This window comes from Pedobacter sp. (genome assembly GCF_031119335.1).
Classification (GTDB): domain Bacteria; phylum Bacteroidota; class Bacteroidia; order Sphingobacteriales; family Sphingobacteriaceae; genus Pedobacter.
The window spans coordinates 1-13,275 of sequence record NZ_JAVHXT010000019.1 but is presented as its reverse complement, the minus strand read 5'-3'; the positions used below and the strand labels follow the sequence as shown (position 1 = coordinate 13,275).

10 protein-coding genes are annotated in these 13,275 nt (G+C 37.1%); 5 read left to right on the top strand and 5 right to left on the bottom strand.

Going from position 1 to position 13,275, the window contains the following annotated elements; translation table 11 throughout:
• Nucleotides 1–111: 111 nt before the first annotated feature.
• The 3 genes from REI64_RS16610 to gatB all read right to left on the bottom strand — a co-directional run bounded on the left by REI64_RS16610 (nucleotide 112) and on the right by gatB (nucleotide 3,542).
• Nucleotides 112–801, bottom strand: coding sequence for a response regulator transcription factor (locus REI64_RS16610; protein ID WP_308851271.1), 690 nt, complete (start codon nucleotides 799–801; stop codon nucleotides 112–114).
• Between the two features lie 99 nt (nucleotides 802–900).
• Entirely contained in the window at nucleotides 901–2,016 is a 1,116-nt protein-coding gene (locus REI64_RS16605; RefSeq protein ID WP_308851270.1) for a TlpA disulfide reductase family protein, read from the bottom strand.
• A 56-nt stretch (nucleotides 2,017–2,072) separates the two neighbouring features.
• Nucleotides 2,073–3,542, bottom strand: coding sequence for an Asp-tRNA(Asn)/Glu-tRNA(Gln) amidotransferase subunit GatB (gene gatB, locus REI64_RS16600; RefSeq protein WP_308851269.1), 1,470 nt, complete (start codon nucleotides 3,540–3,542; stop codon nucleotides 2,073–2,075).
• A 224-nt stretch (nucleotides 3,543–3,766) separates the two neighbouring features.
• Here gatB and REI64_RS16595 point away from each other — a divergent pair, with 224 nt between their 5' ends.
• Nucleotides 3,767–4,186, top strand: a complete 420-nt coding sequence (locus tag REI64_RS16595; protein ID WP_308851268.1) for a hypothetical protein — start codon at nucleotides 3,767–3,769, stop codon at nucleotides 4,184–4,186.
• A gap of 41 nt (nucleotides 4,187–4,227) precedes the next feature.
• Here the strand turns inward: REI64_RS16595 and REI64_RS16590 are convergent, their stop codons facing one another.
• Together REI64_RS16590 and alaS are read right to left on the bottom strand one after the other, a co-directional pair.
• The gene (locus REI64_RS16590; protein ID WP_308851267.1) at nucleotides 4,228–4,785 is read right to left on the bottom strand and encodes a hypothetical protein; all 558 of its coding nucleotides are present in this window, start codon (nucleotides 4,783–4,785) and stop codon (nucleotides 4,228–4,230) included.
• Between the two features lie 14 nt (nucleotides 4,786–4,799).
• Nucleotides 4,800–7,433, bottom strand: coding sequence for an alanine--tRNA ligase (gene alaS / locus REI64_RS16585; protein ID WP_308851266.1), 2,634 nt, complete (start codon nucleotides 7,431–7,433; stop codon nucleotides 4,800–4,802).
• 209 nt (nucleotides 7,434–7,642) lie between these two features.
• Between alaS and REI64_RS16580 the strand changes: the two genes are divergently transcribed.
• The 4 genes from REI64_RS16580 (at nucleotide 7,643) to REI64_RS16565 (ending at nucleotide 13,232) form a co-directional block, all read left to right on the top strand.
• Nucleotides 7,643–7,978 carry a MerR family transcriptional regulator gene (locus REI64_RS16580; RefSeq protein ID WP_308851265.1) on the top strand — a complete coding sequence of 112 codons (336 nt, stop codon included), beginning with the start codon at nucleotides 7,643–7,645 and terminating at the stop codon, nucleotides 7,976–7,978.
• Between the two features lie 128 nt (nucleotides 7,979–8,106).
• Nucleotides 8,107–8,910, top strand: a complete 804-nt coding sequence (locus REI64_RS16575) for a hypothetical protein (protein WP_308851264.1) — start codon at nucleotides 8,107–8,109, stop codon at nucleotides 8,908–8,910.
• On the top strand, nucleotides 8,900–10,975 hold the full coding sequence (locus REI64_RS16570; protein WP_308851263.1) for a helix-hairpin-helix domain-containing protein: 2,076 nt from the start codon (nucleotides 8,900–8,902) through the stop codon (nucleotides 10,973–10,975). The genes REI64_RS16575 and REI64_RS16570 overlap by 11 nt, the downstream gene beginning before the upstream one ends.
• 199 nt (nucleotides 10,976–11,174) lie before the next feature.
• Nucleotides 11,175–13,232, top strand: coding sequence for a ComEC/Rec2 family competence protein (locus REI64_RS16565; RefSeq protein WP_308851262.1), 2,058 nt, complete (start codon nucleotides 11,175–11,177; stop codon nucleotides 13,230–13,232).
• The last annotated feature ends 43 nt before the right edge of the window (nucleotides 13,233–13,275 follow it).

Genomic DNA, 13,275 nt, shown 5'->3' with positions numbered 1-13,275 from the left:
GCTGCGCTTCAGTCGAAATGACGGGACAACACAGATAGTACAAGTTACAAAGTTTTTGAAAACTTCGTAAGTCAAAAAAAATCCCGATGGTTTTACATCGGGATCAATATCTTAAGAAAGTTCAAACTTGTATCCAACACCTTTTACGGTTGATACATAATTTTCTCCAAGTTTCTCTCTCAGTTTTCTGATATGAACATCTATAGTTCTGTTGGTTACCACCACCGAATCTTCCCAAATGTTTTTCAAGATTGCTTCACGGGTATAAACTTTACCAGGCTTGGATGCCAATAAATAAAGTAATTCAAACTCTTTCTTCGCTAAAACCACTTTTTCACCACTTTGATAAACCAGATAAGATTCGCGATCAATTACCAAATCTCCAATTTCCAATTTATTTTCCGAAATATCATCGCTGCTTACATTACGACGCAAAATGGCATTGATACGGCTTACCAAAGCTCTAGGCTTAATAGGCTTGGCAATATAATCATCTGCGCCAACGTTAAAACCCGCAATTTCCGAATACTCTTCGCTTCTAGCAGTTAAAAAAACCATAAAGGTATTTTTAAACTCTGGAATAGCTCTCATCAAACGGCAAGCTTCAATACCATCCATCTTAGGCATCATAATATCTAAGATGATCAAATCTGGCTGAACCTTTTTAGCTACGTTAATTCCATCTTGGCCATTACTAGCCAAAAACACCTGATAGCCCTCTTTTTTAAGGTTATACTCAATTAGTTCGAGAATATCGGGTTCGTCATCAACAATTAAAATCTTCTGTTTAGCTGTACTCATTCGCTGTTTTATTTGTTACGAAAGTAAGTATACAATTGCAACATTTAGTTAAACCTAAGTTAACAAATTGTTAAGACTACATGGTGTATTAACATAGAATTAGAGTTGAGGTAAGGTTTTGTTTAAGAACTCATCCAACTGTTCGCCTCTCAAATCTCTTGCAATGATTTTACCTTGCGGATCCAACAAAAACGAACTAGGAATAGCTTCAACCTGATACAACCTAACCACATCTCCTTCAAAATCTTTCAATTCTCCAACCTGATCCCATGTAAGGTTATCTTGCTTAATAGCTTGCATCCAGGCGTTTTTATCCTTGTCTAACGAGATACCCAAAACTGTAAAATTTCTGTTTCTATACGTTTGATAAGCTTTAACCACATTCGGATTTTCTTGTCTACACGGCCCACACCACGAAGCCCAAAAGTCTAACAAAACATATTTACCACGATAATCGCTTAGCTTAACCTGCTTACCATCAATACTAGGAATAGTAAACTCGGGCGCTACTTGTCCAACTTGTACCGCTTTTAATCTTTGTACCTTCTCTACGAAATTCTTTACTGCCGAATGGTTTCTCAAGCTCGCATCTACTTTCTCAGCATAATCTACCATTGCTTTTTCATTCCCTACCGGATTTACCAAGCTAATGGCGTAAAAACTTACCAACGACTTATTGTTTTCCATCGCAAACTTAATGATGGCTTGATTTAATTCGTTAAGTGCGTTATTATAAACTGGTGTTAATTTTTGCAGAAGATCATCTCTTTTATCTGGCTGCGCAGACACTTGCTGTTCGAATTGCTGGCTCACCTCGAATATTTTTTGCTGATGTTTCACCTTAAGCGCATTGAATTCGGCAAGTTTCGCCGCATCATCTGCACCATCTATTGTATAGTTTTGGTTTTTGTCGTTTACGTCTGCAGTAATTTCTACCTCGTCACCATTTTTAGCAATTACAATATACTCGTTGGCCAAATAATTTACCCTAAAGAAATCAGCTTCGGGTTTGGTGTTCGTGAATTTAAACTCACCTTTGGCGGATAAATTTGTAGAATCTAACAGCACCATCGTGTTACTAGCCATTCCGTATAAGTAAACTTTGTTTTTCACCTCGGCATTGGTCAGCTTTCCGCTAATGGTAAACCTAGATTTATCTTTACAAGCTGTTAATGCACTGATGGCGACCAATATAATTACTGCTATTTTTTTCATTTTTAGTATCCAGATATGAGTATTGAGATTTGAGACAAGCCTTCTGCCCTCTACCTTTAAACCTCCAACCTTTTTAAAATCAATTCGTTTATTTTTTTTGCATCGGCTTTACCTTTGGCTAGCTTCATTACATCGCCAACAAACAAACCTAAAACGCCTTTCTTTCCTTTTTTGTATGCTTCTACCTGCGGTTGATATTTAGCTAACACCTCATCTATAAAACCATCGATAGCATCAACATCTTCTACAATTAACAGGTTAAGCTGCTTAGCAAGCTCTTCTGCTTTAACATTTTGATTGGTTTCTAACGCTGGTAATAACGTTTGAATAGCAATTTGCTGCGAAACTTTCTTTTCATCTACCAAATTGATGGTTTGTGCCAATTGACCCGGACTTACAGCATACTTACTAATTTCAATTTGCTTTTCGTTCAATATGGCCCTAATGTTACCTAACAACCAATTCACCAAGCTCTTTTTATGGTTCACCTGGGTTACGGCTTCAGTATAATATTGATATAAATCTTTATCATCAGCTAAAACAGCTGCCTCAGAAAGACTGATACCTAACTCTGTAATTAAATTCTGGGCAAGTTCTTTCGGCAAAGTTGGCATAGCCGATTTTACAGTAGCCAACCATTCATCAGAAATTACCACTGGCGGCAAATCTGGATCTGGAAAGTAGCGATAGTCGTTCGCCTCTTCTTTGCTACGCATTGGCGAAGTAGTGCCTTTATCAGCATCGAAGTTTAAAGTACTTTGGATGATTTTACCTCCGCCAGTAATCACTTCTACCTGTCTACCAAACTCAAAATCCATCGCTCTGCGCACATTACGAATAGAGTTAACATTCTTTACTTCGCATCTGGTACCGTAAGCCGTAGTTCCTTTTTCTCGGATAGAAATATTGGCATCGCAGCGTAAAGAACCCTCTTCCATATTGCCATCGCTTACATTGAGGAAGCGAACCAATTGCCTAATTTCAGTTAACAATGCAGCGGCTTCTTCCGAGCTTCTGATATCTGGTTCGGTTACAATCTCGATTAAAGGCACACCAGCACGATTTAAATCTACAAATGAATAATTAGCGTCCTGATCGTGCATGCTTTTGCCTGCATCTTCCTCTAAGTGGATACGGTTAATGCCAATTCGTTTTTCGATACCATCACTTAAACGCACATTTAGATAACCGTTTTTGCAAATGGGGCTGTTGTCTTGCGTAATCTGATATCCCTTTGGTAAGTCTGCATAGAAATAATTCTTTCTATCGAAGAAATTGTATTGGTTGATTTCGCAGTTTAATGCTAAACCAATGCGCATAGCTTTTTCAATTACCTCTTTATTTAGTTTAGGCAAAGCTCCTGGCAAACCTAAAGAAACGGTAGAAATATGTTCGTTTGGACCGGCACCAAATGCGGCACTGTCTGAACAGAATATTTTAGATTGTGTATTTAACTGAACATGTATCTCTAAACCTGAAACAAGCTCGAAACTGCTGGTATCTTTTGCGATAGTTGTTGTACTCATTAATCGAATTTACTATTCGGAATGTTGTTTAAAACTATCCAAATATAGGGATAATATACTTACAAATAATGCTTTTAGTCATGGTACTTGACCTACACTCGCAGCGCAAGTGTTATGGCTGGCTTAATTAGAGTAATGTATCAATTATGTAACAGAGAAAAATTGAAATTGTTGATGGCACGGTATTCGTATAGGTTTTAACACACACACAAAACACTTAAATTATGAAACGATTAATCCTGATGTTTACGGTTGCTATAGTAGCAGCGACATTGCAAACAGCCAACGCTCAAGTTAGTTTAAATATCAATATTGGTGCACAACCCAATTGGGGGCCTCGGGGTTACGACTATGTAGAGTATTATTACATGCCCGATATCCGCACTTACTACCATGTGCCGTCTAGACGATACGTTTATTACGAAGGAAACAGATGGGTACATAGAACTTCGTTACCGAGAGCCTACCGTGGCTATAACCTACATAAAGGCAGAAAAGTTGTAATTAATGAAGCTCGCCCGTATTTAAGACACAATGTTTATCAGACCCGATACGTAGAAAAACATAGACACGACAACGGCAAACATAAAGGATGGCACAAAGGCAAAGGCCATCATAAAGGAAAAGATAGAGGTAGACATTAAAAACAAAACCCCCAGTCCATTTTAGACTGGGGGTTTTTGTTTTAAAATCTTTTACCGATTGTAATACCCACTCTTGGATAAGCTTCGATGCTACGATTGCCGCCCAAAAACCTCCCTACACCTCCGTAAACCTCTCCAACAAATCCGTTACGTGTCAGAAATTTAGCGCCCACTGCAGCACCCAGTCCAAAATTGAATTTAGTTGTGTTACCATTGCCTACAGTCACATATCCATAATTCGTATCGTAATAATACCCGTAACGTTCTTCGCGAACATTTGCTAGAGCTGCATTACCTTCTATAAAAAAACCGGAGCAATTTTTCTTACCAAAATACACCCTGTAATGAGGAATGGCTAAAAGTCTATATTCAGAAAAATCATCTTCGTTGCCAATCCCAAATCCCAGCGCTAAGCCTACGCTCATGTTATCTTCTAACAGGCGTTCGTAATTAAGCTCTGGCAAAGCGAAAACTGACGAAAATAAGTTAATCTTAATTTCATTCTTACCGTTCTCAAAATCTTTTTTTTGCTCAGAAGTTTGTGCGTAACCAACTGATGCAGTTAAGCATAAACTCAAAAATGTTGCAATTTTTTTCATAGGTTGTTAATTATTTACTTTAAAAATGATATTGCTTTTTCAATCGCTCTGCTCATTCCGCTTGCATCTTTACCGCCAGCAGTTGCATAGAAAGGCTGGCCACCGCCCCCGCCTTGAATTTCCTTAGCTAGCTCCCTTACAATCTGTCCAGCGTTGTAGCCTTTTTCTTTTACCAATTCATCATCAATAGCTACGGTAAGTTGAGGTTTACCATCTATTACTACACCTAAAACTAGGAACAAATTCTGTACAGCACCTTTAACTGCATAAGCAAGAGTTTTCACTGCATCAGCGTTTGGCAAATCTACTGTGGTAGCGATAAAATTCACACCATCAATATTTTGCATTTGCTTTTCTAAATCAGTTCTTAAAGCTACTGCCCTTTCGGTAATGCTTTTTTCAATCTCTTTTTTAAGCGCACTGTTATCGTCGATAATCTTACCAAGTGCAGAAACGAAATCTTTCGGGTTGTTCAACAAAGCAGTTAAGTTCTTCACCAAATCGAAATGTTCACGAATAACAGCTGCAGAACGTTCGCCGGTAATTGCTTCTATCCTACGCACACCAGCAGCAACGGCACTTTCAGAAGTTAATTTAAAGAAACCAATCTGACCTGTAGCTTTTACGTGAGTACCACCGCAAAGCTCTTTCGAGAAATGGTCGTCAAAAGTTATTACACGAACAAAATCGCCATATTTCTCACCAAACAAAGCTGTTACGCCACTATCAATTGCTTCTTGATAAGCTACGTTTCTCTGTTCTTTTAAAGGAATATTCTCTCTAATTTTTGCATTAACAATGTCTTCAATTTGGTTCAGTTCATCATCAGTTACTTTGGCAAAGTGCGAAAAATCGAAACGTAAGTAATCTGAATTTACCAAACTACCTTTTTGATTAACGTGAGTACCTAAAACTTGCTTCATTGCAGCATGTAACAAGTGTGTAGCCGAGTGGTTATTTTCTGAAGCTTTACGTTTGTCTTCATCAATTACTGCCCAGAACTTTCCTTCTAAATCTGCGGGCAAAGTATCTGTGAAGTGTACAATTACACCGTTTTCTTTTTTAGTGTCGGTAATTTCTACCCAAAATTGACGACTATGATCTTCTAATCTACCCGTATCGCCAACCTGACCACCACTTTCTGCATAGAAAGGCGTTTGAGCCAATACAATTTGATATTGCTCTTTACCTTTGGCTGTAACTTTTCTGTATTTGATGATTTCAGTTTCTGTCTCGGTTAAATCGTAACCTACAAATTCAGTTTCTCTGTCGTCGTTAACAATTACCCAATCGCCTGTATCTATAGCCGTTGCCGCACGAGAACGATTTTTTTGTTCTTCTAACGCTTTATTAAAGCCTTCCATATCAACCGATAAGCCCTTTTCGCGAGCCATTAAATCAGTTAAATCTATCGGGAACCCAAAAGTATCATATAATTCGAAAGCGAAATTTCCATCGATAATTTTACCACCATCGTATTTCTCGAAACGCTGAATACCTGTAGCCAAAGTTCTCAAGAAAGAAACTTCCTCTTCTAAAACTACCTTTTGTACAAAGTCTTTCTGTAAATACAACTCATCGAACACACCATTAAACTGTTCTGCCAATACTGGTACCAATTGATTTAAAAACGGTTCCTTTAAATTCAAGAAAGTATAAGCATAACGTACTGCTCTACGTAAAATACGACGGATTACATAACCAGCTTTGTTATTTGAAGGCAACTGACCGTCGGCAATTACAAAGGAAATAGCACGAATATGATCTGCCATTACACGCATTGCCACAGCTTCGTTCCAACCTTTTTCTCCAGGTTCGGCACTACCTACATATTCAAATCCAGATTTTTCTGCAATAAAATTTATTAACGGCGTAAAAACATCAGTATCATAATTAGAAGTTTTGCCTTGTAACACACGCACCAAACGCTCAAAACCCATCCCTGTATCTACGTGTTTAGCCGGAAGTGGTTTTAATGAACCATCTTTTAAACGGTTAAACTGCATAAATACGTTGTTCCAAATCTCGATTACTTGAGGATGGTCGGCATTTACCAAAGATTTCCCCTTGCCATCTGCACGCTCTTCAGCAGTTCTACAATCTACATGAATTTCTGAACAAGGACCACAAGGACCTGTATCGCCCATTTCCCAAAAATTATCTTTCTTATTACCTAGAACAATGCGTTCTTCGGGAACAAATTGTTTCCAAAGTTCAAATGCTTCGGTGTCCATCGGTAAGCCTTCTTTTTCATCGCCCTCAAAAACCGAAACATACAACTGGTCTTTTGGTATCTTATAAACTTCCGTTAATAGTTCCCAACTCCACGCAATTGCTTCTTTTTTGAAATAATCGCCAAAGCTCCAGTTGCCCAACATTTCAAACATCGTATGGTGATAGGTATCGATACCTACTTCTTCCAAATCATTGTGCTTGCCAGAAACACGTAAACAACGCTGCGTATCAACCACACGAGGATATTTTACAGCGGCTTCTCCTAAAAACAAGTCTTTAAATTGGTTCATTCCGGCATTGGTAAACATCAATGTAGGGTCGTTTTTAACCACAATTGGCGCCGAGGGCACAATATGATGTTGCTTGCTTTTGAAAAACTCTAAAAAGGTCTGTCTTATTTCTTTCGCTGTCATTTGGTATGTTATAATGTTGAAATATTGAAAAGTTGGAACGTTAGCAAACTATCAATTCAATACCATCAACTTTTGTGTTCTTTTGTTTCTTTGTGGTTAATCACAATTTCGCAACAAAATTATAATTTTATTGTGGTTTTCTGCTAAAATCAATTTACATTTGAACACTTTAAGTAAATTCTATAATCGTTTAATAATCAGCAGCAAACATGCCATACAAAGAAAGAGAAATCAATAAAATGTATTATACCATGGGCGAAGTAACCGAAATGTTCGAAGTAAATGCTTCGCAAATTAGGTTTTACGAGAAGGAATTTGAAGTACTTAAACCGAAGAAAAACAAAAAAGGAAATCGTCTTTTTACTCCTGAGGATATCGAAAACCTAAAGATTATTTTTCACTTGGTGGATGATAAAGGTTTTACTTTGAAAGGTGCGAAAGAGCACATGAAAAGCAATAGCGGCGAAGTAAAGGAGAACCAAAAAATTATCGATTCACTAGAACGTTTAAAAGGATTTCTGTTGAGACTTAATGACGAAATCTAGATTTATAGTTTACCGTTTAATCGATTAAAATGCGTCAATTAAACTTAACTTACTCATTTTAGCTATTTTCTTCCTTACACATTTATCATTCAAACATTATTTCCTAAATTGGCATTACCAAACAGCCTATGCGCAAAATTTTACTATTATCAATATTTTCCTTATTTGTTAGCGAAGCCTTTGCCCAGTACAATCAGGGCGCTAGACTAACTGCTATGGGCAATGCCAGTGCCGCAGTATTCGATACTTGGAGTTTAAATGCCAATCCTGCAGGAATAACCGGACAAAAAACACCAACGGCAGCTTTAAATTATGCCCGCTACCTATTTGGAAGTGAACTAGCGGAACAGAGCTTTGCTTTTGTACTTCCGTTCAACAACAATTTTGCAGGTGTGAGCATTAACCGCTACGGTATTAGCGAGTTTAGCGAAATTAAAGCTGGGTTTGGTTTGGCGAAGAAATTTGGAGAGGAATTATCCATCGGAGTTAAAGCAAACATTCATCAAATTAAAATTACCAATTACGGCAATGCTACCACTTTTTCTGTAGATGCTGGGGTAAATTATGCACTGAGCAAACAAATTGGATTGGGCTTGTACGTTAACAACCCATCCTCACAAGAATATAAATCTACCAATGTAGAAACCTACATTCCTACCGCTGTGCATTTTGGAGCTACTTATATTCCATCTAATAAAGTGATTATAGCCACTACCATTTCAAAAGATTTTGAAAGAAAGTTTGACGTACTTGTAGGTGCAGATTATAAATTTCACGAAATGTTAAGTTTTCGTGGCGGATTGAGTGCCAAACCATTTAAACAATACGTAGGTATGGGCCTCAACTATCAAAAATTAATAATGGATGTTGCTGTCGAAAGCCATCCGCAAATTGGTTATACCCCTCAAATTGGTCTTTCTTATGCGTTTTAAACTGTTCATATTAGCAGCTTTTTTGCTGATTGGTTTTGCAGCAAAGGCTCAAACACAAGAAGATCAATTAATTAAAGATTTGATTGAGAGTATTGCGGAAAATTTGCCTGAAGATTATGATCTTTCTGAGTTGCAAGATCGCTTGACCTATTATCGCCGACATCCAATTAACCTTAACAATACTACCGCCGAAGAACTTAAAACTTTGGTATTTCTGTCTCCGTTGCAAATCAGTAATTTATTTGAGCACATTAGAAAAAATGGGAAACTAATAGATTTGCTAGAGCTACAAAGTATCCCTGAGTTTGACCTGACAAGTATACAACGCTTATTGCCTTTTGTTACTTTAGACCAATCATCCATTTCAGACAAAATTACACTAGCCAACATGGCAAAGTATGGCAATAACGACCTCATGCTACGCTACGGACGGGTAATTGAAAAATCTAGAGGTTATACCGATTTGCCAGGCAGCAGATACTTGGGTACACCAGATAGATATTTATTGAGATATCGCTACACTTACTCTAACCGTGTATCGGCTTCTTTGGTAATGGAAAAAGATGCTGGCGAATATTTATTTAAAAATCCAAAACCTGCATCTTACTTCTTTCCATCTAACTATACGGATTTTATGTCGGGGCACGTAGCCATATTAAACACTGGCAGGTTTAAGAAAATTGTATTGGGCGATTATACCATGCAGTTTGGGCAGGCATTAACACTTTGGTCGGGTTTTGCGTTTGGTAAATCGCCAGACGTAACAGGTGTGGCTAAGCGTGATGTTGGCTTAAGACCATACACTTCAGCCAATGAATTCGCATTTTTACGTGGTGCTGCAGCAACAGTCGAAATAGCTAAAAACTTAGATTTTTCACCCTTCTTCTCACACAGAAAACTTGATGCTTCGTTAAGTACCAATGCCGATGGTGAAAGAACGGTAAGCACTATTAACGAAACAGGTCTGCATCGTACACAAAACGAAATTAGGAATAAAAACAGTACCGAACAGATTGTTTACGGTGGTGTTTTGCAATACAGAGTAACTGGTTTAAGTATTGGCGCAGTAGCTTATCACACCTCATTTAATAGGTTGTTTGTTCCAGGTTCTAGTTTGTACCAACAATTTAACTTTGCAGGAAAAGAGCTGACCAATGTTGGTGCGCATTACAGTTATACCTACAAAAACTTCTATTTCTTTGGTGAGTTCGGTAAATCATTAGATGCAGGTTTGGCCTACGTAAATGGTGCTTTAGTAAGTTTATCATCTACTGTTTCGGCGGTTGTATTGCATAGAAACTATCAAAAAAACTACCATAACTTTTTTAATCAAGCAACAGCCGAAGCTAGCGAAGCCATCAATGAAAAAGGATTTTATGCAGGTTTGAACATCAATCCTTCAAAAGTTTGGAGCATTCAGTTGTACGGCGATTATTTCAAATATCCTTGGTTACGTTTTAGGGTAGATGCCCCATCTGATGGTTATGAGTTTTTAGGTCAGGTGACTTACTCTCCTACCAAAACCTTCAGAGCTATTTTGCGCTTTAAATCGGAAGTGAAACAGCAAAACACTGCCGAAGTAGTACCATTCAACTATTTAGACGATGTAAAGCGAGAGAACTATCGTGCAGAAGTAAAGTGGGCATTAGGTAAGTCCTTCGGTTTCCAAAATCGTGTAGAAGTAGTACAGTTTAAAAAAGGTACTGGTAATTCTGAGTTTGGTTATTTGGCTTATCAGGATGTCAGTTATAATCCACTATCTTCTAGGTTAACAGGTAATATTAGGGTTGCTTATTTCAATACCGCATCTTACGACAGTAGAATTTATGCTTACGAAGATGATGTGTTATATAATTTCACCTTTGGTTTATATAACGGAAAAGGCTTAAGAGGCTATGCGAACTTAAAATACAGATTGGCGAAAAGATTGGATGTTTGGGGCCGTTATGCCCTTTACAACTATGATAATGTAGAAGATGCTGACCCAACTGTAGGCTCTGGACTTGATGAAATTAAAGGCAGAATGAAATCTGAAATGAGAGTGCAATTGAGGTATCAGTTTTAGTTGAGGAGTTAGGGATAGTTTATAGTTTATAGTTTATGGCTCATAGCCTATAGCCGACAGCCTTAAAACCATCATACATAAAACCGTAGTCTATCAACTATTAAAATCATAGCTATTAACTATAAACCATCAACAATTAAACAGTTTGAACGATTAACCAACAAATTTGATATTCAAAGCGGAAATAGTATTTGTAAAGATGCTTTTGCCGTTAATATGCGGCATTATTGTAGGTTACTATTTTCAAAACGAACAACTATTAAGAGTACTCTATTTCGTTTTAGCACTACTTCTTGCTCTTAGCGCTTTTATCAATACTTTTTACAAAAAGCTAAAAGCTTGGAACTATAAAAAGTCAATTGGTACACTTTATTACTTGCTATACTTTACCACTGGTGTTTTCATCAGTTTATTCCATACCGACTTTTTGCACAGCAATTACTTCGCAAAGAAGCAATACGACCAATTAAAGGTTTACGTAAATGACGAACCTCAACAAACCAACGACATCATACGGTTTGAAGTAGTTGTTACTAACGGTTATTTGAACCAAAAACCTGAAAATTGTTCAGGTAATTTAATGATTGCCTTAAAATTAGATAGCCTCTCTCCTATAAAACTAAATTATGGAGATGAATTGTTAATTACGGCAGAGTATCTTCCAGTTGAACCTCCATACAATCCGGCAGAATTTGATTTTAAAGCTTGGCTAGCTGCTAAGAACATCTATCATCAAACTTTTATTAGGCAAGAACAATTGGTAAAACTTGGTAAAAACAAGGGAAATCCAATCATCAAATACGCTTTAGAAGTTCGAAAACGTCAGGTAGATATCTATAGAAAACTCATTAAAGATGATGAAGCCTTCGCCGTTGCCTCTACCTTAATTTTAGGCTACAGAGCCGATTTAAGCAAAGAAACGCTTGCCGCCTACAGTAAAACTGGAACTATCCACGCCTTATCAGTTTCAGGAATGCACGTTGGTATTATCTATATCATGCTCAATTGGTTGTTAGGCTTTTTAGATAGAAAAAAAGCAGGACGTATTTTCAAAGTCGCACTAATTTGTTCGCTAATTTGGTACTATTCACTACTAACTGGATTTTCGCCATCAGTTTTAAGATCGGCCATAATGCTAACTGCTTTCATACTAGCCAAACAATTCCAACGAAGTAGCAACAGCTATAATATTTTAGCCTTCACAGCATTTGGGTTACTCACATTATATGATCCATTTTTGATTTGGGATGTAGGTTTTCAACTTTCATTTTTAGCTGTTCTTGGATTGGTTTACTATCAACCTAAAATTTACAAATGGTGGTATTTCAAAAATAAATGGGCCGATAAGTTGTGGTCGGCTGTGGCGATGAGTTTAGCCGCACAACTAGCTACGCTCCCATTGAGTATTTACTATTTCCATCAATTTCCAGTTTATTTTATCATCAGTAACTTGTTTATTCTCCTACCCATAACTTTTTTGATGTACATGGGGATTGCAATTTTGCTACTGAGAGTATATTTAGTAGCACCAGTTTTTGAGTGGTTAATTACTTTCACCAACACTGGTTTAAAATGGATCTCAGAGTTACCTTATGCAGGAATTACCGAAATATGGTTAAACAAGTGGCAACTTTTACTTTTCTGCTTGTTCATGATTTGTCTAACTATTGGTCTGGTTCATTTTAAAAAGAAGTACATCTATGGCGGATTGGCAACTTTATTGATCCTTCAACTTTCCTTTGCATATCAAAAGATTACTTCACTAGAGCAAGAAGAATTAGTACTGTTTAGCTTAAGAAAAAATTTTGCCGCTGCCTTTATTAATGGAAATGAAAGTATCCTTTTTACTGATTTAGCGGAAAATGATAGAAATTTCGAGTTTTTCGTGAAACCCGCGTTAGACCAAAAACAAGTAAAAAACATCCATTTTTTGAAATGGGAAGATGAATTTCAATCTAAAAACCTGATAAAAAACAATCATCAAATCAATTACAATGGCAGACAATTCTTATTAATAGATGAAAAATTCGATTATAAAAAGCTAGCTCAAAAACACAAATTTGATTTCATCTGGATGCACAAAAGTCCAAAACAAAGACTTCCTCAACTGAGAAATGAGATCCAATTTTCTAATTTAATTATAGATGCGAGTAATAAAGATTATTTAATTGCTAAGTTTGGGCAACAAGCAGATAGTTTAAAACTGAAAGCTTACATATTGAAAAAGCAAATGGCGGCAACGCTAAAACTTAATTGAGTGTATGGATAATTCTTCCTTAGTATTATATCAAGTTAGTGAT

What these genes read in the sequence shown, in the direction of transcription:
- REI64_RS16610 (WP_308851271.1), bottom strand. Translation starts at nt 801, where the DNA reads ATGAGTACAGCTAAACAGAAGATTTTAATTGTTGATGACGAACCCGAT.
- REI64_RS16605 (WP_308851270.1), bottom strand. Translation starts at nt 2,016, where the DNA reads ATGAAAAAAATAGCAGTAATTATATTGGTCGCCATCAGTGCATTAACA.
- gatB (WP_308851269.1), bottom strand. Translation starts at nt 3,542, where the DNA reads ATGAGTACAACAACTATCGCAAAAGATACCAGCAGTTTCGAGCTTGTT.
- REI64_RS16595 (WP_308851268.1), top strand. Translation starts at nt 3,767, where the DNA reads ATGAAACGATTAATCCTGATGTTTACGGTTGCTATAGTAGCAGCGACA.
- REI64_RS16590 (WP_308851267.1), bottom strand. Translation starts at nt 4,785, where the DNA reads ATGAAAAAAATTGCAACATTTTTGAGTTTATGCTTAACTGCATCAGTT.
- alaS (WP_308851266.1), bottom strand. Translation starts at nt 7,433, where the DNA reads ATGACAGCGAAAGAAATAAGACAGACCTTTTTAGAGTTTTTCAAAAGC.
- REI64_RS16580 (WP_308851265.1), top strand. Translation starts at nt 7,643, where the DNA reads ATGCCATACAAAGAAAGAGAAATCAATAAAATGTATTATACCATGGGC.
- REI64_RS16575 (WP_308851264.1), top strand. Translation starts at nt 8,107, where the DNA reads ATGCGCAAAATTTTACTATTATCAATATTTTCCTTATTTGTTAGCGAA.
- REI64_RS16570 (WP_308851263.1), top strand. Translation starts at nt 8,900, where the DNA reads ATGCGTTTTAAACTGTTCATATTAGCAGCTTTTTTGCTGATTGGTTTT.
- REI64_RS16565 (WP_308851262.1), top strand. Translation starts at nt 11,175, where the DNA reads ATGCTTTTGCCGTTAATATGCGGCATTATTGTAGGTTACTATTTTCAA.